Raw genomic sequence first — 22,871 nt, forward strand, 5'->3', positions numbered from 1 at the left:
AGGGAGGTGTTGTTATGCAAAGGATGATTAAAGCATTATGGGAATTAAAGGAAGAGGATAGACATAACTTTGGCTCAAAAGCTGTTAATCTAGGCATCATGATGAGGGCAGGTATTCAAGTACCAGACGGTTATTGTATGAGTCAAGAACTATACGATAAGGTTATGCAACCAGATGGAACAATCCAAATACCAGATGCCGTTGTTCATGAATTGAGGGATGTGTATGAAGCATTGCATGGTGAACCATTAGCTGTCAGGTCCTCATCATCTCTAGAAGATGCAGAAGACAGTTCATTTGCAGGTCTCTATGAAACGTTTCTCAATGTGACAACATTTGAGGATATGATAGATCGTATAAAGGCATGCATGCAGTCTGTTAGCGGAGAACGGGTTAAGACCTATTACGAAGCAAAAACAGATCAAAAAAAGAAAAACAGCATGGGGGTTATTATACAAAGGATGGTTCACAGTCAAGTATCAGGTGTCTTATTCATGGCAAATCCCCTGAATAACAGATACGACCAGATTTTGATAAATGGTGCATGGGGATTAGGAGAAGCCATTGTTGATGGTCAGGTATCACCGGATCAGTGGATCGTCGATTCTGTCACAAGCCATATAATCAGTGAACGCATTATGGAAAAAGCATATCGAACACAAGCTGAGGAAAAAGGTGTATCCCTTCAACCTGTGGGAAAAGCAATGTTGTTAAAAGCATGTTTAGACCGGGATCAAGTGAAGCAGTTAGTTGCCATAGCCATGACGGTGCAGCATCTGTATAAAAAGCCACAAGATATAGAATGGGCATATGACGGGCAGGATTTCTTCATTGTTCAGTCAAGGGATATTACTACATTGTATCCCATAGAAGAAAATGTCCTTAAAAGCAAGAAATTACGTTTGTTCATCTGTTACAATACGGTTATTCAAGGCATTACCCAACCTTTTACACCCCTTGGCTATGAGTTTACAAGAGTGAACCTTGCAGGGTGGACCAGTGTGTATTATGGTTTCAAGAAAAAAGATCTAGACCCTAGCTGGATCAACATGATTCATGGGCGATTATATTATGATTTAACAGAAATGGTGGGTAAGAAATTCTATGCCAAAAATATCCCTAAAATATTCGAAGCAAAAGACCCTGCAGCCGCTCAACTTCTTCGTCAGATGATAAAGAAATATGGTCCACTTTTTTATAAACAAGGTGGTGCATTCAAGCTATCTAGGGGATTAATTAAGTGGATGATCGGTCTCTCCAAACATGCTAAGTTAGGAAAAGATACAGATAAAGCCCTAAAAGATGCCATTCAAATGGGAAATGAATTTGTGGAAAGTGTAGCATCCCGAATACAACAAACAAAAACCATCCAGGATAAAATACATCTTATGGAAGATGTGGCTGAAGAATGCCTTACTGTGGCTTTTAAGCAAGCAGCCTATTGCCAATACGGCATGCAAGCTGTTGAAAAGCATAATAAATGGATTAAAAAACACTACAACAACCAATTTGACTTAGAATCCATCCGTCAAGTTTTACCCAATAACCCTACGACAACCATGGGCATAGAACTTTCACACATTGCTCAGAGACTCTTAGAAGAGGGAAAAGAGGTGACAGAAAATCACCCTTTAATTGCCCAATTTCTTAAAACGTATGGCCATCGAGGGGATACGGAAATGGATATAGGTACAAAACGTTGGAAAGATGAACCAAGATATATATTAAACCTTATTGCATCCTATATGGATGGTGATAGTGCAGCTAAAAGTATTGATGCCATGAATAAAAATAATCAAAAGGCATTGGACACAATCGAGGCCATCTATCATCAGGTATTGAAAGATAAAAGTAAAAGAAAAGCAAAAAGAATGAAATATGACTATATGAATTACAGGACACTTGCAGGATTGCGAGAACGTCCAAAATTTGATGTCATAAGGGTAATGGATTTATTACGAGATATGATGCTTGATGTGGGTAGAACATTACAAAAAGCAAACGCTCTTGAGGATTATGAAGATGTAGCGTTCTTGACCTTCAACGATCTATTGCAGGCAGACCACAAAAATCTCAATGCTGTTGTAAAAAAAGCAAAAGATCAATACCATATACAATGTCAAGCACAACAGATACCCAGATGTATCATGAGCACAGGGGAATGCTTCTATCATCCAAAGGTAGAAGAGGAAAGTCATGTCCCAAGTGATGGTCAACCCGTAATCCATAAAGACTACTTGAAAGGAACACCTATATCAAATGGGATTTACAAAGGCAGAGTTCGTGTACTCCATACACCTGTAGATGTGAATTTAGAAAAAGGGGATATCCTTGTTACCCATAACACCAACCCATCGTGGACGCCATTGTTTTTAGTAGCTGGTGCCCTTATTATGGAAAGCGGTGGTCCTATTTCCCATGGCGCTATTGTGGCAAGAGAATACGGAACACCTGCTGTTGCAGGGGTTACCTATGCAACACAATTGTTAAAAGATGGGGATTGGGTCATTGTAAATGGAGAAGCGGGAACCGTTAAGTTATGTGAGCCGTCAGTTAAAAAGTAGCTGTAAAAAATAAGCAGTCCATCTTGACTTTATCTAAAAATACCCTTACAATGAGCATACCATCAGTATGTGCAGTGTAAGGGTATGTTTAATAAAAGTGAAACACAAAGGAGGACAACATGTGGGTTTCAAAAGATAAAGAAACAAGGAAAAGGGAGTTTTTGGAGACAGCCATTGGGTTGTTTATAGAGAAAGGTTACGACGTCACGTCCATTAATCATATACTGAAGAAAATGAATATTACAAAAGGGTCTTTTTATTATCATTTTGAATCAAAAGAAGACCTGTTAACCCAAATTATTGATTTATTTCTGGAGGATATTCGCACCATTGCCGAAGATGTTCAGAAATCAACAGGTGGAGCTATAGAAAAACTTAAGATGCTGGAGCTAGATGTTATAACCTATAGAAAGAAACATGAAAAGCTTTATAAGGATTTATATACCATTCATCAAAAACAGGGTAATGACATGTTTAATGTACGGTATCAACAAAAATCCAATGATTTATATGCTGGCATGGTAAAAAAGATCCTGCTGCAAGGTCAAGATGAAGGGGTTTTTCATCCTGTTGATATAGAGGAAACACCGGATCTATTTCTAGTCATTGCACACCATTATAAAGCTAAAATTGCAAGGTATTACTACGGTATGGACGAACATAAAGGGGAAGAAATTAGAAGGCTACAGGTCTCTTTTCAACGTACCATTGAAAGATTATTAGGTACAAAAGAAGGACAGCTTAATTTTTACTCAGTGGGTGCATTTGGAGGTTAAGGGTTATAAGAATGACTTCGAGGGGGAGTGGCTGAGAACGAAGGATAGTTAATTTACAATCATGATAACATTAAAAGAATTAGTGAAGCAAAAGCTGTTCAAGGGCTGAGACCTTTGGCGGCTTTTGCTTTATATGTTTATACCCATTCTTAATAGACCAAAATAAGAGTAAAGCAAAAAAATTTTTTAGAAATAAGCTATTGATTTGTCTTAATAAATATGTTAAAATGACCACATGACCAAGAATGAATAATTGGTCAGTGAGGAGAGAATGAACCCATGAAACTCAACTATAACGATAAAGAAAATAGGATACTGGATGCATCCATGGAGCTGTTTATTCAATACGGCTTTGACAAAACAACGGTAGCAGAAGTTGCAAAAAATGCAGGCATCAGTAAAGGCGCTATTTATTTACATTTTAAAAGCAAAGACGATTTGTTCGAGAGTTTATTGTTTCGTGAATTAAAAACCTATAGTTTGAGGTGGTTTGAATTAATTGAGTCTGACCCTAAAGGAGGTCTTCTACCGGGTATGTATAGGAACATGCTGAAGGCCATTACCAGCTCAGAACTCATGATAGCCATTTTCAAAAAAGATTTAAAAGTACTCGGAAGTTATGTAAAGAAAGATAACAGTTTTTTCAAAAAGGACAGTACGGCAGGTATCCGTAAAGAGTTTATCCAAAAAATGATGGATGTAGGTGCTGTAAGAAAAGATGTGGACCCCAAAATGACAGCTCATATCATGGATATGCTAGCATTTAGTCTAGTCAGTATGGGTGATGTAAAACGTTATGACGAGATACCGCCAACAGATGAAGTTATTGAGGCCATTGCCGTTTTCATGGACCGAGCACTAACACCTGAAGATGGAGGCAATAGTGAGGCAGGGAAACAAGTACTAAGAGATATTGCAGCAGCAACTGTAAGCTATTATGAGGCACAAGAAAATATGGAGGAGTGATCGTTATGATTAGCGTTAAAGACTTGGTTTTTACCTATTCAGGAAATAAGAAAGAAACATTAAAAGGCTTGAATTTTGAAGTGAAGAACAAAGAAATATTTGGTTTCTTAGGTCCATCAGGAGCTGGTAAGTCAACCACACAAAAGATTCTATATGGACTTTTGAAGGGCTATTCTGGCGACGTGAAAATTATGAACAAAGAAATTAACGCTTGGCATGCAGACCTCTATGAAAAAATTGGTATATCCTTTGAGATGCCCAATCATTATACGAAGCTCACTGCTTTCGAAAACTTAACTTATTTTGGCTCCCTTTACAGTGGCAGTACCTATGAACCCATGGAGCTGTTAAAATGGGTGGGACTGGAAGAAGATGCCCATAAGCGGGTGAGTGATTATAGTAAAGGTATGAAAATTAGATTAAATGTAGCCCGTAGTTTAATTCACAAGCCAAAACTATTATTCTTAGATGAGCCTACCAGTGGACTTGATCCAGTGAATGCTAGGAATATCAAAGATTTAATTCTGAGATTCCGTGACCTTGGAACCACCGTATTCATTACAACCCACAACATGATGGTAGCTGATGAATTATGTGATCAAGTGGCTTTTGTCACAGATGGTAACATCCGTGCCATTGATTCACCAGAAGCACTTAAGAAAAAATACGGTAAAAGAAATGTCAAAGTGACTTATCATGATAAGGGTAAAGAAGGCAACAAGGAATTCCCTATAGAAGGGCTTGGGAAGAATGAAGCATTCTATCATCTGCTCAATTCAGGGGTTACCATTGACCGTTTGCATTCTCAAGAAACAACTCTCGACAACATTTTTATTCAGATAACAGGAGAGGAGTTGGACTAATGAAGCCAATGACTTCAACCATTAAAAAAGATGTGATTATACAGGCACGTAATAAATTATACGCCATCAGTATTGGTTTAGCCGTTATCTTTGCAATCATCTTCTCAATACTACTAAAACCAGACCAAATCGTAACGGTTATACCTGCTGCTATGTTATTGCTTGTTGGTGGAACCACCCTTGTTTTTGTAGGTGGTCTGATTCTTTCCGAAAAAGATGAAGGTATTTTGAATGCCATCATTGTATCGCCATTAAGTACAAGAGCGTATCTCACATCCAAAATGATAACGTTAACCTTTTTGGCAACCATTGAAATTATCATCATGGTGGGTGTACCCATTGTTTACTTATCCATTGTAAAGGGCACACCACTACCTAACTTTTTGATACTCATTATAGGCATTATTATCATTAACCTGCTCTATACCATTGTGGGAATAGGTATGACCGTTCGTTTCAAAAAAATAACCGATTATATGATTCCTGTGGTCATGTTGATGATTCTACTTCAAGTACCGATTATACACTTTTGGCATATTTTTGAACATCCAATATTTTTAGTTATACCCACCAGTGCACCCATTATGTTTATACAAGGTGCCTTTACACCTTTAGCATCATGGGAATGGATCTATGCCACTGTGTATATGGGTTGTCTATTAATTGTTTTAACTAAATGGGCTTTTAAGTCATATAATAAGCACATTATAATGAAAATGGGGTGATAATATGATATCTAAAAGCATAAGAAATATCGGTAAAAATGATATGCGTTTAATTAGAAGAGAACTCATTCTAATCACATTACTCTTATTTGTTGTGTATATTGCGGTTGTTTTGAAATTCTTGTTACCATGGGCTAACAGTTATTTGGCAGATAAGGGATTCCTTCCCAATGCCACTATCCCACATGCCTTATCTTATTACTACCCCATTATTGTGGCTTTTTTCCTATTGTATATGGGGGGCATGCTGGCAGGAGCAGTTTCTGGATTTTTGGCTTTATCCGAAAAAGATGACGGTACAGCCGTGGCCATGCTGGTGACACCTGTGTCACCTAGAAAATTTAACACCTATAGAATTGTGATCACCACCATCATATCCTTTGTTATTATCATGTTTCAATTTTATATTGTGGGGATACTGGTACTGCCTTTCTGGCAGATGGTACTCATTGCAATAGGAGGTTCGCTGTTTGGTCCAATTATTATGCTATTCTTAGCTGGTTTTGCTGATGGGAAACTACAAGGAATGGGTTATGGCAAGTTCTTATCTCTAGGTGGGTTATTTGTTTTATTGAGTTGGTTTGTGAAGGAACCACTGCAATACCTGTTTGGTATTTTTCCACCCTACTGGATTAGTAAAGCCTATTGGCTGGCATTAGATGGACATAGCTCATGGCTGATAGCCCTCGTGGTAGGTATTGTCTTGCAATTTGTTATGATTAAACTTCTCATGAGGAAATTCGAGAAAACACTCTATCACTATTAAAATTCTTTTTCTTAGAAGCGCCAATACTTTCTTAAGGTTGGCGCTTTTATTGTCTTATAGGAGACAGCTCAATAAGCTTTCCTACTTTTTTTATATCATAAGAATGTTCTCTAATTTAGCATAAAAAAAGAAGCGTTTTATATGGCATAGAAACTATTCTAACGGACTAGACCCCTTTGCACAACGAGACCTAGCCGCTTTTAATGATAGCCAAGTACTTGTTTTTAATGAAGATAGCCAAAAATATATAATACTTGACACATAATACTATGCGTCATATAATATACTGTGAGAGGTGATATATTATGGATATACAGTTAAAACGCGGTGTTTTAGATATATGCGTTTTGAGTGTTTTACTAAAGCAGGAATCATACGGGTACAAAATCATCAAAGACCTTTCAAATGTAATCGAAATATCAGTATCAACCCTCTATCCCATTCTTAACAGATTGGAAAAGGCTGGTGCTGTAACGGTTCATTCAAGAGCGTATAATGGGCGATTAAGAAAATACTACAAGATAACTGCTGTAGGCAAAAAAAGGGTTCAGGCTTTTTTATCCGAATGGGAAAACTTGACCTTGATTTACGAATACATTAAAGGAGCTGTGGAGCAATATGAATAAAAAAGCTTTTTTATATGCGCTATCAGAACTATTGAGTTCATTACCAAAGGTTGAACGAGAAAAAACATTATCTTACTATGCTGAAATTATTGACGATCAAATGGAAGAAGGCATGACGGAGGAAGAAGCTGTTGACGCTCTCGGTGATGTGGCGCATTTGGCTGATCTTGCAATCTTAAACACACCCATGTCCACTTTGGTTAAATCCAAAATGAGATATAATAATAACCGGCTGCTGACAGTGCTGCTTATACTTGGTTTTCCTCTATGGTTTCCACTGTCTGTTGTTTTTGCGGTAATCGGGGTTGCTTTATATATTGTGGCATGGGCAGCAGTTGCATCTGTATGGGTGGCTTCCGCTTCAAGCGTCGGTGCAGCAGTGGTTTCGTTGTTTAATACGTTCTTTACCAATGGGGTTGGTAATGGCGTTGTATTCTTTGGTTTATTTATGACTGGCGTTGGACTTTCCGTACTACTGTTTTTCGGTGCTTTTCTACTATCTAAATTACTGATAAAATTCACCCATTACAGTTGGGAGACAGCTAAAATAAGTCTTGCAAAAAAAAGGAGTGCATAAAACATGAAGAAATATATGAAATTAATAATCAGCGTTGCCATAGGCATTGTTATTGTTGGTATAATCGCTATCTGGGCAGGTAGTTCAATGATTGCAAGACAAGCAAATCTATCCAGGGCAACAACTCATGAAGACGCCTATCCCATCAGCGAGATAAAAAGTATCACAGCAGATTGTGATTCCTTGAATATAAAGGCTTATGATGTTGATGGCGACGAATTAACCTTATCCTGGGTTGAAACAAAAGATATTCATTTCAAAACAGTCAACAATAATGGGGATTTAAGCATAACCTATCATAATGAATTAAGATGGGTTGATCACTTAATACCCAGAATAGTTGATGAAAGCCTATATACTTTAGTCATTGGTGTACCTGCTGACTATTCAGGTTCTCTGTCATTAATGTCTATCTCTGGTGAAGTCATTGTAGAAAATATTAGTGCAGGAGCAGATATCCATCTCTCAGCTGGATCCGGCAGCCTAGAGCTAAACAATATTGATTCGGGCTCTGATATAACCCTTTCCATTTCTTCTGGCCGCCTAAAAGCAAGCAACATGAGTAGTGAAGGCAGCATTGCCATTAGAGCAGGATCAGGAAAAATTGAAGCCAATCAGATAGCCCTTAATGGGGATTTTTCTGCAAAAGGTAGTAGCGGCTGGATTGAAATTAGTGCATTAAGGGGCGCAAGTACTGCTGATCTATTAACAACTTCAGGGCGTATGACTTTTTCAGAAATAGCTGTTGATGCATTAACCGCTAAAACAGGATCGGGGAAAATGCGATTTGATAACATCGTTGCAAAGAAATCGATTAGCCTAAGAGCAGGTTCTGGTGATATTGACGGGAGTATTAAAGATAGTGCAGGCAAGTTCACCATTAGCACATCAACTTTTTCAGGTAAGAACAATCTTCCCGATAATATCAGCATTGGTGAAAAAACGTTAACCGTTGAAACAGGCTCTGGCGATATTGATATCATCTTTTTAGATTAACCAAGATAGTTGATATATCCCTTGTATCTAGCCATTAATGCACACACTATAGGGGTGTCGGGAATGTATGTGTGTGAGGATTACTAACAAAAGATGGTCGTATTAACTTTTAGATTCATTATCTTTGCCATAAGCCGTAGAAAAAAGCATTGACAAGACCACATTTATTTACAGTTAAATAAAGATTTCATTTGAGTTTCATCATAATCTTTGATAGAATTTGATTGATGACTACAAATTGAAGGAGGTTAATGATGATATCAAATAAGATGAGAGATCTAGTCAATAGCAGCTCGTTAATCAGGGCTATGTTTGAAGAAGGAAAGCGACTAAAAAGCATCTATGGGCCAGATAAAGTGTTTGACTTTAGTTTAGGGAATCCCAATGTTGAACCACCAAAAGAAATTGTAACAGCCATTCATGAGATACTTGATGAAGAATCACCATCCATGGTACATGGGTATATGAATAATTCAGGTTATGAGGATGTACGTGAAAAAATAGCTGCTTATACCAGTGAGCAATACAATACCCAAGTGGGCAAAGAACACATTGTCATGACATGTGGTGCAGCAGGCGGGTTGAATGTCCTTTTTAAAACACTTCTAAACCCGGATGATGAAGTGATTGTCTTTGCACCTTTTTTTAGTGAATATCGCAATTATGCCAACAACCATCATGCTAAATTAGTGATTGTCCCATCGGACAAAACATCATTCCAACCTGACCTTAAAGCCTTTGAACAGCATATCACAGATAAAACAAAAGCTGTGTTAATTAATTCGCCTAACAACCCAACAGGGGTTATATACAGCCATGAGACATTGGAACAACTATCAAATATCATCAAAGCCAAAGAACAAGAATACGGTCATGGTATTTTTCTCATATCCGATGAACCTTATCGAGAAATTGTTTATGACAATATAGAAGTACCTTACTTGTTACACTATCATACCAACGCGGTTATTGTGTATTCCTATTCAAAATCCTTATCCTTACCAGGTGAAAGAATTGGATACTTAGTTGTTCATCCGAAGATTGAAGATGTGGATGACGTGATGGCTGGATTAAATGTAGCCAATCGCATCCTTGGTTTTGTGAATGCACCCTCCCTCTTCCAACGTGTCATTGCCAAAACACTAGGGGTTAAGGTTGACTTAAGTGTGTATGAAAAGAATCGAAATGTATTGTATGAACACCTTACTCAATTAGGCTTTGGCGTATTAAAACCAGAAGGGGCTTTCTATTTATTCATGAAAACACCTATTGCTGATGACAAACAATTCTGCAAAGATGCCAAAGCATTTAATTTACTGTTAGTGCCCGGTTCTGCATTTGGGTGTCCAGGTTATGTGCGTTTGGCTTACTGTATTGCTCATGATACGGTAATGAATTCACTGCCTGCTTTTGAAAAATTATGGCAGTCCTATGATATGAAATAGAATAAACAAGATGCCAATTATCATGGTCAATGACATACATTTGCCAACCATGACAACATGTTTAATGACCCTATTGGTCAATGCGGAATGTATAAATGGCTTGGTTCGTTTTTCAAATAATAAGCGCCATATGCAACATGATGACATATTCATTTAATTTAACCCTTGTGAGAATCCTTAATAAAAGGTAGAATAGGACATGAAAAATGACATAACAAAGGAAAATGGTCATGACGAAAAACAAAATGCATGTTTTATTAAGTGGTATAATAGCACTAACCCTTCTGTGGAAAGGCTTATACTTCTATCATATGGCTTATACAGTAGGCGCTATTCTAATAGGTATTCTCTTAGGGTATTTTATTCGTTATAAAAGCATCTATATAGAAAAAAGCCTCAATCATCTGGTATTACTTGTTGGTGTGGGGCTTTATTTTGCTACCGTTTTTTATGCTGTGGATTTTGGTATGGCCTTTATGGGTGCACTAAAAGTCTTAGTTGTCTATCTTTTCTATCTGGTCATCACCCAAATCAAACATCAACATGCCAAGGCTCTATTTATGGATACCGTCATTGTTTGTTGTGTGATCATGGCATTTTTGGGTATCTTGGCTTTCTATATACCCTTTTTAGGGGACTACTTTATTCAGAATGGCCGCCTAGGATCTGTGCTGCAATATCCAAACACATTTGGCTTATTGATAATTGTGGGCATTCTCTTTCTCGTGTCAAAAGACCGGTTGAATCAGGGTTCTATGGTGGGTCTAGTGCTGATGTGGACGGGTTTATTTCTTACCTTTAGTCGGAGTATTTTTATGATAAGTATAGGTACCATGGTGGTTTATGTCCTGTATGATCGAAGAAGGGTGCGTAGCATACTATGGCCTTGTTTACTTGGAATGGGTTTGGGCTATGGGGTCATGTACAACAGTGGGCTAAGTCATATGATAGGACGTATTGAGGCCACATCACCAACTGTCAGTGAATGGACGACCCGGTTACTCTATTACCAAGACAGTCTAGCTATTATAGAAGATTATCCGTTAGGAACAGGACATTTAGGATTTTTCTATTTACAGCGGCTATACCAGACTGGAGCTACTTATTTTGTGAAATATAGTCACAGTCAAATTATTCAGATTGGGTTAGATATTGGTATCATTGGCATGGCATTAGTCGGCATTTATTTTATAATGAACATGTTTGGTAAGCGGTTAGCTTTTCATGAGAAACTTGCCATTCTTGTTATCTTTGGACATGGGGCTATGGATTTTGATTGGGAATTTCCAGCTGTATTAATGGTGCTTATGATGATTGTCTACGTGGATCAGGACAAAATCCGCAAGCTGCCGGTATCCAGAGGATTAGGATATATCCTCCCTATAGGTGCTGTCATGGTCTATATGTATATGGGTATAAGCACCTATTGTGCGTATATGGGCTTAGAAGAAGCTGCCATTTATCTATATCCCTATGATACGGAGGCAAAAGCAGCCCTAGCTCGTGCATATGAAGTCAAGGATGAAGATCGAGCTTATGATTTAGCCCAAGAGATTCTGAGACAAAATCCCTATCATCTAGCAGGCCATCGCATCATGCGAGATTTACACAACCGTAACGGTGAATTAGAAGAAGCTCTTACATCAGCAAGAAAGATGGTTGAGTTGAATCCATTGGGTGTATTTCACTTGGAAATATACAGTGATCTGTTATTACTGCAGCTAAAGGAACAGCTCACATTAAAACATCCAGAAAAAGCTTATGATACCATTAGAGAATTATTAGAAATCCCCTATTATTTGGAGAGACTTGCAAAAGAGAGGCTTACCTCTTATAATGTAAAGCATAAACCAAACTTGTCCATGTCCGAAAAATTGCTCAAGAACCAACAAGAAACAGAACAGATACTGGATATTCTTTTGGTGGAGTGACAGATACAATGATAACGTCTGTCACAATTAGGCCATGACAGATACCTTCTGCCTAAAAGGTATGATGTCCATGGAGATAGGCAACAATGTAATTAAAGATAAAAGGATATACATAACAAGTAGGAAGATAAGAAGGTTAATAACCGATCTCAAATAATCTAGAGGTGAGTAAAAATGAAGAAAAAGAAAATGGATATTGTGACCAAGATGACCATTATTGGGGTTGGTGGTCTTGTATGTGTCACAGTCATTATTTTATTGATGACATTTATGAACAAACCAGCTAAAAATAGAAGACCTGTTGATGGTGCTGAACATAATGCCCAAGATACGCAAACCAATGATAATGGGGATATCCAGTATGCCCGTGCATTAGCTGTCATAAAAAACGTGGATTCAAGCAATAATATGTTAACGATACTCAACATTGAAACCAACGATGTGGTGTCATTGGCTATTGATAGTGCCGTGGATATGAAAGACGAATATGATTCTCTTCTAACCTTGGTTCAATTTAATATAGGGGATATGGTAGAAACCAAGTACGATACAGCATCCAATCGACCCGAATATGTGCATATTACAGCCAAGACATGGGAACGTAAAAGTATATCCGGTCTCCATGTGGATGCAGAAAAACATACCATCACCATCGGTAACGACCAATATGGCTATGCGGACGAAGCCGTTAGTGTTTTTAATGGTGACTTTATGAACATCGGGGATATCAAGCCAGAAGATAAAGTGACCTTAAGAGGGTATCAAGATAAAGTATGGACCCTTATTATGGAAAGTGGTCACGGTTTTATTACCTTGAAAAATCACAGTTATTTTGTAGGTGGTGTGTTAGAAATTGGTATAAGCAAGATGGTGGATATTGAAGATGTGACATCAGTAGTTGTACCGGTAGGTGTCCATAATATTGTTGTCACAAAAGATGAGCTTAACTATGAAACAGAAGTCATGGTCGCTAATGGTCAGAAGGTGCTTATTGATGTAAGTGATGCCTCCCCTAGAATGGGAATCGTTGAAGTCAATGTCTTTCAAGAGGGTATTGAGTTCACCCTTAACGATAAGGTTTATAACGATTTTTCCGAGCCTATTTCTCTGGAGTATGGTACGTATAACATAAAAGTAGTTAAAGACCAATATGTGGATTGGGAGAAAGAACTAGTCGTGAACCAGCCATTTACCAAGTTTGATATTAACCTTGAAAAAAAACCAATTTTTCTGCATGTTGATAGCCCTGAAGGCGTAGATATATATATTAATGGGAATTTTAGTGGTAAAATCCCTATATCAATACCAATCGACCCAGGTAACTATACGGTAACCTTAAGGAAAGATGGCTATTACTCTAAGATGCATCCTGCAAGAGTTGAAGATGATGGGAAGGATGCTTATTGGACATTTGAACCATTAAAGAAAATGGAAAGTATAGATCATACAGACCCAGGAAATGAAAATAATGGTGGGAACGATGACCAAGATTCATCCAATGATTCTCAAGAGCATTCACCCAACCATTCAGATACAGGCAATGAAGGTGATGTACCACGTGATAGCTTAGAAGATACAAGCAATTCGGATACACCTTCATCGGATAACTATAATACAGACTAGTTCATAAGCGAAAAGTATCCATAGAGGGTTTGTCTTATCCAAACATTGTCAACTAGAAGAAGCTTTATCTTAGTACTTGACCACGTTTGGGATGAGATAGCCCTTGTCTGTTGTCATCAGACAAGTAAAACTGTGATAAAAAGTGAATCATCACTTTGTAAATAATATTTTAGGAGGTAAACAAGTGACACATTTAGACAAATATACCAGTTGGTTAGAAAGTGACTATTTTGACGAAGCAACGAAGCAAGAGTTAATGACAATTAAAGAGGACGAAACAGACATTGAGGAACGCTTTTATAAAGACTTGGAATTTGGAACAGGTGGACTAAGAGGTGTCATTGGTGCTGGAACCAATCGGATGAATATCTATACCGTTAGGAAAGCCACTCAGGGTCTAGCTAATTACATACGACAGGAAGGGGATGCAGCAGCAGATAAAGGTGTGGTCATTGCCTATGATTCACGTCGCATGTCACCTGAGTTTTCAGACGAAGCAGCCCTTGTGCTAGCGGCAAATGGCATCAAAGCCTATGTTTTTGAAAGTCTTAGACCCACGCCAGAATTATCCTTTGCAGTAAGAGAACTAAATGCTGTAGCAGGTATTGTGGTAACAGCCAGCCACAACCCGCCTGAATATAACGGCTACAAGGTCTATTGGGAAGATGGCGCACAGATTACATCCCCAAGAGATGTGGCCATTATTGCAGAAGTTGGCAAGGTGAAAGACTATGCCCATGTAAAAACCATGGATAAACAGGCAGCAATAGAAAAAGGACTCTATGAAGTCATCGGTCAAGACATGGATGACGACTATATGGAAGCCCTAAAAAAACAATTGATTAATCCAGAAGTGATCCAAGCAGAAGCCGATGATTTTACCATCATTTATACACCCCTTCACGGCACAGGGAATATTCCTGTGAGAAGGATTCTAAAAGAAATTGGCTTCAATAAAGTTTTAGTGGTACCTGAGCAAGAATTACCAGACAGTGATTTTTCAACAGTTGGTTACCCTAACCCAGAAGACATCAAAGCTTTTGAGCTGGGCATTCAACTGGGTCAAGAAAAAGATGGTGATATTATTCTTGCTACAGACCCCGATGCAGACCGTCTTGGTGTACTTGTCAAACATGATGGGGCATATGAAGCCCTTACAGGCAATATGATTGGTGTTTTACTCCTAGACTATATCTTAGGACAGAAAAAAGAAAAAGGCATTCTACCTGCTAATGGAGCCGTTATAGAGACCATTGTCACAACCAATATGGCCAAAGCCATAACCGCCCATTATGATATGGCGCTCATTGAAGTGTTAACAGGGTTCAAGTACATTGGTGAAAAGATTAAGGAATTTGAAGAAGATAAGAGCTTTGACTACCTATTTGGATTCGAAGAAAGTTACGGCTGCCTGATTGGTACCCATGCTAGAGATAAAGACGCAGTGGTTGCCACCATGCTAGTTTGTGAGATGGGTGCTTACTATAAGCAAAAAGGCATGACTTTATATGATGCCCTTATGAAAGCTTATGAAAAATACGGCTATTATAAAGAAACCTTAGAAGCCATTACCCTAAAAGGTATTGAAGGCGTTAATAAAATAAAGCATATTTTATCCACATTAAGAGCCAATCCGCCAAAACATATTGGTGACGTAGACATTGTGAAAGCTACCGATTACATGGAGGATACGGATTTACCAAAGTCTAACGTGTTGTATTATGAATTGGCAGACGAATCATGGTTCTGCGTTAGACCATCAGGCACAGAGCCAAAGGTCAAATTTTATTTCGGTGTGAAAGACCCTACGTCAGAAGAAGCCAGCGCACATTTAGAAACATTTGTTGCAGGTGTTATGGCTCTAATTAAGGAAATTATGGCATAATTTATCCATTTAAACAATAGAATGTAAAAATAGTTATTTTATGGTGAAGGCATGAAAAAATTATTCATATGGATACTGACGATTGTTATGCTGTTGATGTTGACGTCATGTAATAAAATGAAAAAGCAAGAAGACGATAAAATTAAAGATTTGGATTTCACGGTTATTGACGAAGTAGATATACCCGATATCATAGCTGAAAAAATTGAAGAATCCAAAAAAGAAGCATTTAAATTTAGTTTTAGTGATGGTCAGTACTTGTACATAGTCGTAGGATATGGTGAACAACCAACAGGAGGCTATAGTATACAAGTAAAAGAAGTCTATGAAACTGAGGATTATGTGGTTATCATGACAGATTTACTAGGACCATCCAAAGATGATAATGTCACCATGAGTCTAACCTATCCATACATCGTCATCAAGACTCAAGATTTATCATTACCTGTATATTATAAGTAAATAGGGTTGAAGAGGAAAAGCAGCTGCTTTTCCTTTTTCTATGCATTTTAAACAAATTCGAAGTAAAAAGGTATAGAATTGTAAAAAATGGATATAATATTAGTTAGAGATTTCAAAAAGGGATGTAAAAGATAACCACCACAGGTGCCTTTTTTGGCCCCCTTTTTATGGTAAAAAGCACTAAAATCTTAAAAAGTGATGGAAGTCTATTGACAATTCGAATGAAATTTGATATAATTTTAAAATTTATTGACCTGCTATATGTATATGTGATATACTAGTAGTAGTTGTTAAAGATGAGGTGGTTAAAATGATTGCAAAAGAAGATATTACCGAGGTAAGAAAACGTGTTGATGGTTATGTCGGTAGTAAAGTTTTGGTAAAGGCAAATAAGGGACGAAAAAGAATCGTCATTAAGCAAGGTGTATTACAAAGCACATATCCTAGTATCTTTGTTGTAAAAGTACAAAACGAACTACAGAATACCTATCGTACAGTATCCTATAGCTATACTGATTTATTAACAAATAACGTTGAATTATCGTTGTGTCAAGAATAAATAAGAACAGCTCTCATTCTATCATGTACGTACTAATAGATGCAATAACCGATTGGAAAATGGAAAATTTCACATAACGGAATTCTCGATATAAAAAATAGTCATAAAATCCTTCCTAACCTTAATATAATAATATAGACAAAGGTTTAGGAGGGATTTTTTTGAGTTTGGAATTGGAACAAAGAAATATAACACTAATTAAGCCCAAAGGTAACCGCATGCTTCAGATGACTATTGATGAAGATATGAATGTGCCAGATATCAAACCAGATATCGATAAAATATTACAGAACCATTGTGTAGTGAATATCACGGGTATTGATGTCTATGATTCCAAGGTAATGGTCAAAGGAGATTTTCATTGTAAGATACTATATGTGCCTCTTAATGATTCAAAACCTGTACATAACATGATGAACCTTATTCCCATAGAGGAAGCCGTAAACATGGATGGTGTAGCAAAAGGAGATCATATCAAGGCAGAATATGCAGTTGAAGAAATGAAGATTACGCCCATCAATACGCGGAAGATTAACATGAAGGCTATTATCCAAGTAAAAGTCATGGTTGATGAGAAAAAAGACATGTATGTACCCATTGATGTGTGCGGTGAAAAAGACATTCAAAGCAAATGGGACGATATCACCGTTTGTAAATTACTGGCATCCAAGAAAGAAAATTATAAAATAAAAGATGAACTGGCTATACCAAGTAGTAAACCCAATATCACAGAAATACTATGGTATGACCGATCCATCAAAAACAAAGAAATTCGCTTGTTGGACGACAAAGTAAATGTAAAAGGTACCATTGCATTGGCTACCCTATATCTTGGTGAAACCGGGGAAAATTCCCTTGAATTTGTGGAGCATGAGATACCATTTAATGGTGTTATCGAATGTCACGGTGTCAATGAAGATATGTATTCGGACATCGATATCAAGATTGTAGAGGACAAAATCCAGATTAGACCAGACCTTGATGGTGAGGAACGGGTATTATCTGTTGATGTGATGACCAGTTTAGACATTAAAGTGTATTCAGAAGAAAAGAGTAATATCCTGACAGACGTGTATTCCTTATCTGGTGATGTACAGATTAATAAAGAACTGGTGGAATACGAAACCTTGTTATGTAAGAATCAAAGCCAGTGTAAAATAAAAGAAAGCATTGAACTTGCAAGCCATGACCCAGATATGATGCAAATCTATTATGCTACTGGTGATGTGAATGTAGATAACATTGATGTGTATGAAGACAAAGTAGAAGTTGAAGGCGTTGTATTCTGCAATATTATATATGTAGCAGCAGACGATAACAGCCCTATTAATGTCTATAGCACCATGTTGCCTTTCAACCAAGTCATTGATGCAGAAGGTATAAAAAAAGACAGTAATATGTCCATTCGACCATCCATTAACTATATGAACTGCAGCATGCTTGGTGAAAAAGAAGTGGAAGTGAAATGTGGCGTATCTTTAGACACCATTATTTTTGATAAACAAGAAGTGAATGTCATTAATGGTTTAGCTGAGGAACCCCTTGATCTTAAAAAGATTCAAGGTATCCCTAGTGTTGTAGGGTATATCGTAAAAGATAATGAATCACTATGGGACATTGCAAAAAATTATTACACCAAGGTAGATGACATCAGACAAATTAATAACTTGGATGCAGGCGATGTAAAAAGAGGCGATAAACTCATTATCGTTAAAAATATAGATGGACTAGAGATATAGAGATAATAGAACGCTTAGGCGTTCTTTTTTTGTCCTCTTATAGAGATTTTAATTATAAATGAGATAGGACATTCTTATGTAAAGACATGACTTTTATTCTTTTGACTTGATTTATAAATATGCATTGTATATAATATTAAGTATACAAGGTACAAGATAAGTACAATTGTACATTATACACAAGACGTATCTTAAGATTAAAATATAAGTTGAATGGACGTCGTTTTATCAGCAGCAAGTTCAACACACCGTTGAAAGGGCATTTATGAATAGAATAAATATAAAAGCACGAGCGAAGATTAACATATCACTTGATGTTTTGAGAAGAAGAGATGATGGCTATCATGATGTAAAAATGATCATGCAAACCGTGAATCTCTATGATAAAATCAATTTAAAGAAGATAAAGAGTGACCAAATAAAATTACAAACGAACCTGCCTTTTTTACCAGTGGATAAAAGAAATCTTGTCTATAAGGTGGTTCAATATATCAAAGAAGAATATGCCATAGAAACAGGTGTTTTTATTGATCTTTTTAAAGTCATACCTGTTGCAGCAGGGCTTGCTGGTGGCAGCAGTGATGCAGCAGCTACTATCATTGCTATGAATAAATTATTTGATTTAGATATGACCATGGATAAAATGATGGAAATAGGTACAAAATTTGGGGCTGATATTCCCTATTGTTTGATGCGGGGAACGGCTTTGTCAGAGGGAATTGGTGAAAAACTAACACCCCTAAAATCATTTCCAAAAGCGTATGTGGTTATAGCAAAGCCTAATATAAGTGTATCTACTGCATTTGTATATAATAACCTTGATGTAACAAACATTAAGGAAAGACCCGATACAGAAGCTATTATACAGGGTATTGAAGCTGGTGATTTGCATGGTATATGCCGTGCGTTAGGTAATGTACTTGAAACTGTAACCATGAAGGAATACCCGGTCATTGAACGTATTAAGACGTTTATGATAAATAATGGAGCCATAGGTGCTCTCATGAGTGGTAGTGGTCCATCGGTCTATGGTTTATGTGATGATAAGCAAAAAGCATATCATCTAGCACATCAATTAAAAGTGAAAAACATGGCTAAATTCATCTATACAACAACCATATTTAACCGATAGATGATGCACATGAATATTTTGTCAGTCCTTCAATTTATCGTCATACTTGAATACGATATGAAAACCTAGGATATATGATAGATGTACTGACAGTTGAGTGAATAGAGAAGAAAAGTAATCATGAAAGGAAGTAGCAAGTGATGGATGATAAACTAAAAGTAAATTTAAATGAATATCTGCCATTGAGAGATGTTGTATTTAACACGCTTAGAGAAGCAATTCTAAAAGGGGAGTTAGTAGCTGGTGAACGATTGATGGAGAAGCAACTTGCTGAGAGAATGGGTGTAAGCCGAACGCCAATACGTGAAGCCATACGTAAGTTAGAGTTAGAAGGCTTGGTTGTCATGATCCCCCGAAAAGGTGCAGAAGTAGCAAGGGTTACTCATAAAGATATCAAAGATGTTCTGGAAGTTCGTGGCGCATTAGAAGAATTAGCTGTGAAGATTGCTTGTGAGAAGATGTCTGAAAGAGATTTGGAAGATTTGAAACGCACAAGTGATGCCTTCCAAACAGCCTGTAGCGAAAAAGATATCAGCAGCATTATCTCAAAAGATGTGGAATTTCATGATACGATTTTTAATGCCACAGAAAATGAGAAACTCATTCATATCGTTAACAATCTAAGGGAACAAATATATCGGTATCGTGTAGAGTATATCCGTAAACTTGGTAATTACGATAATCTCGTTCGTGAACATAATCAAATTCTAGAGTTCATAGAAAACCGAAATGTGGAGCAAGCAAGAGAAATAGCATTACAGCATATTGAAAATCAAGAAAAAGCCGTTATTGAAATATTTGATAAAAAGAATCGATAGGAATAAGGCTATCATGCATGGTGCATGATGGTCTTTTTTTAAAATTGTTAGAAAGTAAAGTTTATTCGTGAAAATCTATTGCCAAATCTTGTCGAAAATTGTATAATGTAATTGAGCGAATATTCGCTTATAGGACACCTAAGATTGTCTTATCACCTGCTAATGAGGTGATGCCTATGGTTAGAATGGTAGGTTAGCAACCCCTAGACGTATTTTATACGTAAGGGGGTGAGTACATATGACTAAAGATAAAAAGAACAATAAGAAAAAAATAAAAAAAGCTTCAACATTAATCGGCAAATTCTTGCTTGATATCGTTAAAGCCCTTTTTATTTATCTTATCAAAAACTTTTTAAATCTTTAGGAATAGCCGTTCCTAGAGACAAGATTTGGTGATGGACACTCTTTCGGGTGTCCTTTTCTATATATCCATCATACCAGTTTAGAGGGTATATTGTCAACTGATAAAGTGTATTTTTCGTTGATTGTATCACTATTTTGTCATTTTAAAATCAAGAGGATAGGATATACAATTATTCATATGGCGTTTTATTTTTTGTTCGATCAGCCAAGTAATCCAAACTAGTTCCATAAAAATCGGCAAGCTTACATAATGTCTCCACGGTTATAGGTGTTTCACCTCGTTCATAACGTGAGTAGCTTCCTTGGTCAATATGTAATAGATTTGCAATATATATTTGTTTAAAATCATGATCTTCTCTTAGATGTTTTATATTTTTCCATATCATAACATCACCTCATTGATATTATACCTTATAAGTTTAGGTGATATGAGATTTTAGGCTTAATGCGCCTATTTTTTTTGCTAGTTTGGAGGTGTTAGAGGTTTGGGTTGGTTTGTATTGGCTTCATAAGAGAAAGGGTGAACCGGCAACGGGAGTTGAGTAGATACCATATAGGGTGTTCATCAACTCTCGTTGCATTTGTCGCTTTTATTTATAGAAGCGGAGGTGACAAGCTGCAAAAGTCGTTGATGAACACCCTATATAGTATAGGAAAGTCATATCACGATGAAGCCAGTTAAGAATCGCTTATTGAGCCAGAGGAGTTTTATCTAACTGTAGGATTGGTATTATACTGAATAAATTATGTATTGTAGAAGTATATGAAGTCTTGTTTATGTAAGCCCTCGTTGTTGGTTCAAGCCCTTACTATCGTAGTTTTAGTAATGATAATGAAAGAGATAAAACAGACAACGGGAGTTGAGTATATACCATATAGGGTGATCATCAACTCTCGTTGCATTTGTCGCTTTTAATTATAAGAGCGGAGGCGACAAGCTGCAAAAGTCGTTGATGAACACCCTATATAGTATAGGAAAGTCATATCACGATAAAGCCAGTTAAGAATCGCTTATTGAGCCAGAGGAATTTTATCTAATCCTAGGGTTCCGCATTATGGTGGATATGAATCCGACATACTCTACAATTTAATCATGCCCCTTGCTACATAAACGGTTTACATCTGGCTCATACGTGGCACAATCTAAAGAACGATATAGTGTGTTAATAAACGACTTTTGCGGCTTGTTGCCATTCCTTTAAAACAGCTCAGGCAACAAACGCAATGAGAGTGCATTAACACACTATATCGTTCCATATAACTCCCGTTGCTGGTTTTAAACTCTTTTTCGTAGTTGTAAAATAATAATAACAAAAATTAACAGTAGTAAGGTATATACCATGTAGTGTTAATAAACGACTTTTGTGCTTGTTGCCATTCCTTTAAAATAGCTCAGGCAACAAACGCAACGAGAGTGCATTAACATACTATATCGTTCCACGTAACTCCCATTGCCTGTTCTAATCGGCAACAGAAGTTCAACTAAATCATACCCCTTGTACATAAGCGGTTTACATCTGTCTCATACGTGGCACAATTCAAAGAACGATATAGTGTGTTAATAAACGACTTTTGCGGCTTGTTGCCATTCCTTTAAAACAGCTCAAGCAACAAACGCAACGAGAGTGAATTAACACACTATATCGTTCCACATAACTCCCGTTGCCGGTTCTAAAATCTTTTATCGTAGTTATAAGCTTGTCATAATCCACTACATACAAATTCACCATAACATAGCTACCAAAAATTTAGAAAACAGAATCCAAGCTTTTTGAATAAAATACCCAACATCTACAAAAAATGTAAAAAAGAAAGGTAGATTACGAAATGAATATTTTGAATAAATTCGGAAGTATTTTTTCCCTTAATTTTGTGGTGATTATGCTGATTGTTGGATTGGTACTTCTTTTGTGGGATAGAAAAGTATTATATCGTAAAAAAATCAAGAAGGAGCATAAGATAGCCCTTATACTGGGCATTATCTATGTATCCCTTGGCGTTGTGCTATACATTGCAGGTAATGTTCTCGGACTAGTTTAAATAAGTGAGGTGGGA

21 protein-coding genes are annotated in these 22,871 nt (G+C 37.0%); 20 read left to right on the plus strand and 1 reads right to left on the minus strand.

Features of this window, described 5'->3' with window-relative positions; genetic code table 11:
- The first annotated feature begins 14 nt into the window (after window positions 1–14).
- The 19 genes from HZI73_RS03345 (at window position 15) to HZI73_RS26625 (ending at window position 20,817) form a co-directional block, all read left to right on the plus strand.
- Complete coding sequence (locus HZI73_RS03345) at window positions 15–2,564, plus strand: PEP/pyruvate-binding domain-containing protein (protein WP_212696848.1); 2,550 nt, start codon at window positions 15–17, stop codon at window positions 2,562–2,564.
- 119 nt (window positions 2,565–2,683) lie between these two features.
- Complete coding sequence (locus tag HZI73_RS03350) at window positions 2,684–3,340, plus strand: TetR/AcrR family transcriptional regulator (RefSeq protein WP_212696849.1); 657 nt, start codon at window positions 2,684–2,686, stop codon at window positions 3,338–3,340.
- Between the two features lie 279 nt (window positions 3,341–3,619).
- The gene (locus HZI73_RS03355) at window positions 3,620–4,306 is read left to right on the plus strand and encodes a TetR/AcrR family transcriptional regulator (protein WP_212696850.1); all 687 of its coding nucleotides are present in this window, start codon (window positions 3,620–3,622) and stop codon (window positions 4,304–4,306) included.
- Between the two features lie 5 nt (window positions 4,307–4,311).
- On the plus strand, window positions 4,312–5,169 hold the full coding sequence (locus HZI73_RS03360; protein ID WP_212696851.1) for an ABC transporter ATP-binding protein: 858 nt from the start codon (window positions 4,312–4,314) through the stop codon (window positions 5,167–5,169).
- Entirely contained in the window at window positions 5,169–5,894 is a 726-nt protein-coding gene (locus tag HZI73_RS03365; protein WP_212696852.1) for a fluoroquinolone export ABC transporter permease subunit, read from the plus strand. The genes HZI73_RS03360 and HZI73_RS03365 overlap by 1 nt, the downstream gene beginning before the upstream one ends.
- Window positions 5,895–5,898: 4 nt before the next feature.
- On the plus strand, window positions 5,899–6,660 hold the full coding sequence (locus tag HZI73_RS03370; protein ID WP_212696853.1) for a hypothetical protein: 762 nt from the start codon (window positions 5,899–5,901) through the stop codon (window positions 6,658–6,660).
- A 305-nt stretch (window positions 6,661–6,965) separates the two neighbouring features.
- Complete coding sequence (locus HZI73_RS03375; protein ID WP_212696854.1) at window positions 6,966–7,286, plus strand: PadR family transcriptional regulator; 321 nt, start codon at window positions 6,966–6,968, stop codon at window positions 7,284–7,286.
- A complete protein-coding gene (locus HZI73_RS03380; protein WP_408648278.1) occupies window positions 7,279–7,863 on the plus strand; it encodes a DUF1700 domain-containing protein in 585 nt (194 codons plus the stop codon). The genes HZI73_RS03375 and HZI73_RS03380 overlap by 8 nt, the downstream gene beginning before the upstream one ends.
- Window positions 7,864–7,866: 3 nt before the next feature.
- Window positions 7,867–8,859 carry a DUF4097 family beta strand repeat-containing protein gene (locus tag HZI73_RS03385; protein ID WP_212696856.1) on the plus strand — a complete coding sequence of 331 codons (993 nt, stop codon included), beginning with the start codon at window positions 7,867–7,869 and terminating at the stop codon, window positions 8,857–8,859.
- A 251-nt stretch (window positions 8,860–9,110) separates the two neighbouring features.
- Window positions 9,111–10,304 (plus strand): pyridoxal phosphate-dependent aminotransferase, encoded by a 1,194-nt coding sequence (locus HZI73_RS03390; RefSeq protein ID WP_330619683.1) that lies wholly within the window; start codon window positions 9,111–9,113, stop codon window positions 10,302–10,304.
- A 230-nt stretch (window positions 10,305–10,534) separates the two neighbouring features.
- On the plus strand, window positions 10,535–12,235 hold the full coding sequence (locus HZI73_RS03395) for an O-antigen ligase family protein (protein WP_212696857.1): 1,701 nt from the start codon (window positions 10,535–10,537) through the stop codon (window positions 12,233–12,235).
- A gap of 174 nt (window positions 12,236–12,409) precedes the next feature.
- Window positions 12,410–13,858: a PEGA domain-containing protein gene (locus tag HZI73_RS03400; RefSeq protein ID WP_212696858.1), complete on the plus strand. Its 1,449-nt coding sequence runs from the start codon at window positions 12,410–12,412 to the stop codon at window positions 13,856–13,858.
- A 184-nt stretch (window positions 13,859–14,042) separates the two neighbouring features.
- Entirely contained in the window at window positions 14,043–15,743 is a 1,701-nt protein-coding gene (locus HZI73_RS03405) for a phospho-sugar mutase (protein WP_212696859.1), read from the plus strand.
- Window positions 15,744–15,794: 51 nt separating this feature from the next.
- Window positions 15,795–16,205: a protease complex subunit PrcB family protein gene (locus HZI73_RS03410; RefSeq protein ID WP_212696860.1), complete on the plus strand. Its 411-nt coding sequence runs from the start codon at window positions 15,795–15,797 to the stop codon at window positions 16,203–16,205.
- 310 nt (window positions 16,206–16,515) lie between these two features.
- Window positions 16,516–16,764, plus strand: coding sequence for a Veg family protein (locus HZI73_RS03415; protein WP_212696861.1), 249 nt, complete (start codon window positions 16,516–16,518; stop codon window positions 16,762–16,764).
- 161 nt (window positions 16,765–16,925) lie between these two features.
- Window positions 16,926–18,503, plus strand: a complete 1,578-nt coding sequence (locus tag HZI73_RS03420) for a DUF3794 and LysM peptidoglycan-binding domain-containing protein (protein WP_212696862.1) — start codon at window positions 16,926–16,928, stop codon at window positions 18,501–18,503.
- Window positions 18,504–18,768: 265 nt separating this feature from the next.
- Window positions 18,769–19,635, plus strand: coding sequence for a 4-(cytidine 5'-diphospho)-2-C-methyl-D-erythritol kinase (gene ispE / locus HZI73_RS03425; RefSeq protein WP_212696863.1), 867 nt, complete (start codon window positions 18,769–18,771; stop codon window positions 19,633–19,635).
- Window positions 19,636–19,775: 140 nt separating this feature from the next.
- Window positions 19,776–20,453: a GntR family transcriptional regulator gene (locus tag HZI73_RS03430; protein WP_212696864.1), complete on the plus strand. Its 678-nt coding sequence runs from the start codon at window positions 19,776–19,778 to the stop codon at window positions 20,451–20,453.
- Between the two features lie 238 nt (window positions 20,454–20,691).
- The gene (locus tag HZI73_RS26625) at window positions 20,692–20,817 is read left to right on the plus strand and encodes a hypothetical protein (RefSeq protein WP_281418858.1); all 126 of its coding nucleotides are present in this window, start codon (window positions 20,692–20,694) and stop codon (window positions 20,815–20,817) included.
- 169 nt (window positions 20,818–20,986) lie between these two features.
- Here HZI73_RS26625 and HZI73_RS03435 read toward each other — a convergent pair whose 3' ends face one another.
- The gene (locus HZI73_RS03435) at window positions 20,987–21,202 is read right to left on the minus strand and encodes a helix-turn-helix domain-containing protein (protein WP_246552343.1); all 216 of its coding nucleotides are present in this window, start codon (window positions 21,200–21,202) and stop codon (window positions 20,987–20,989) included.
- Between the two features lie 1,450 nt (window positions 21,203–22,652).
- Here HZI73_RS03435 and HZI73_RS03440 point away from each other — a divergent pair.
- Window positions 22,653–22,856, plus strand: a complete 204-nt coding sequence (locus HZI73_RS03440; protein ID WP_212696865.1) for a CLC_0170 family protein — start codon at window positions 22,653–22,655, stop codon at window positions 22,854–22,856.
- Window positions 22,857–22,871: the final 15 nt, after the last annotated feature.

It is taken from the genome of Vallitalea pronyensis (assembly GCF_018141445.1).
GTDB classification, from domain to species: Bacteria; Bacillota; Clostridia; order Lachnospirales; family Vallitaleaceae; genus Vallitalea; species Vallitalea pronyensis.

What these genes read in the sequence shown, in the direction of transcription:
- HZI73_RS03430 (WP_212696864.1), top strand. Translation starts at nt 19,776, where the DNA reads ATGGATGATAAACTAAAAGTAAATTTAAATGAATATCTGCCATTGAGA.
- HZI73_RS03380 (WP_408648278.1), top strand. Translation starts at nt 7,279, where the DNA reads ATGAATAAAAAAGCTTTTTTATATGCGCTATCAGAACTATTGAGTTCA.
- HZI73_RS03370 (WP_212696853.1), top strand. Translation starts at nt 5,899, where the DNA reads ATGATATCTAAAAGCATAAGAAATATCGGTAAAAATGATATGCGTTTA.
- HZI73_RS26625 (WP_281418858.1), top strand. Translation starts at nt 20,692, where the DNA reads ATGACTAAAGATAAAAAGAACAATAAGAAAAAAATAAAAAAAGCTTCA.
- HZI73_RS03400 (WP_212696858.1), top strand. Translation starts at nt 12,410, where the DNA reads ATGAAGAAAAAGAAAATGGATATTGTGACCAAGATGACCATTATTGGG.
- HZI73_RS03345 (WP_212696848.1), top strand. Translation starts at nt 15, where the DNA reads ATGCAAAGGATGATTAAAGCATTATGGGAATTAAAGGAAGAGGATAGA.
- HZI73_RS03365 (WP_212696852.1), top strand. Translation starts at nt 5,169, where the DNA reads ATGAAGCCAATGACTTCAACCATTAAAAAAGATGTGATTATACAGGCA.
- HZI73_RS03415 (WP_212696861.1), top strand. Translation starts at nt 16,516, where the DNA reads ATGATTGCAAAAGAAGATATTACCGAGGTAAGAAAACGTGTTGATGGT.
- HZI73_RS03350 (WP_212696849.1), top strand. Translation starts at nt 2,684, where the DNA reads ATGTGGGTTTCAAAAGATAAAGAAACAAGGAAAAGGGAGTTTTTGGAG.
- HZI73_RS03375 (WP_212696854.1), top strand. Translation starts at nt 6,966, where the DNA reads ATGGATATACAGTTAAAACGCGGTGTTTTAGATATATGCGTTTTGAGT.
- HZI73_RS03355 (WP_212696850.1), top strand. Translation starts at nt 3,620, where the DNA reads ATGAAACTCAACTATAACGATAAAGAAAATAGGATACTGGATGCATCC.
- ispE (WP_212696863.1), top strand. Translation starts at nt 18,769, where the DNA reads ATGAATAGAATAAATATAAAAGCACGAGCGAAGATTAACATATCACTT.
- HZI73_RS03385 (WP_212696856.1), top strand. Translation starts at nt 7,867, where the DNA reads ATGAAGAAATATATGAAATTAATAATCAGCGTTGCCATAGGCATTGTT.
- HZI73_RS03410 (WP_212696860.1), top strand. Translation starts at nt 15,795, where the DNA reads ATGAAAAAATTATTCATATGGATACTGACGATTGTTATGCTGTTGATG.
- HZI73_RS03395 (WP_212696857.1), top strand. Translation starts at nt 10,535, where the DNA reads ATGACGAAAAACAAAATGCATGTTTTATTAAGTGGTATAATAGCACTA.
- HZI73_RS03435 (WP_246552343.1), bottom strand. Translation starts at nt 21,202, where the DNA reads ATGATATGGAAAAATATAAAACATCTAAGAGAAGATCATGATTTTAAA.
- HZI73_RS03390 (WP_330619683.1), top strand. Translation starts at nt 9,111, where the DNA reads ATGATGATATCAAATAAGATGAGAGATCTAGTCAATAGCAGCTCGTTA.
- HZI73_RS03360 (WP_212696851.1), top strand. Translation starts at nt 4,312, where the DNA reads ATGATTAGCGTTAAAGACTTGGTTTTTACCTATTCAGGAAATAAGAAA.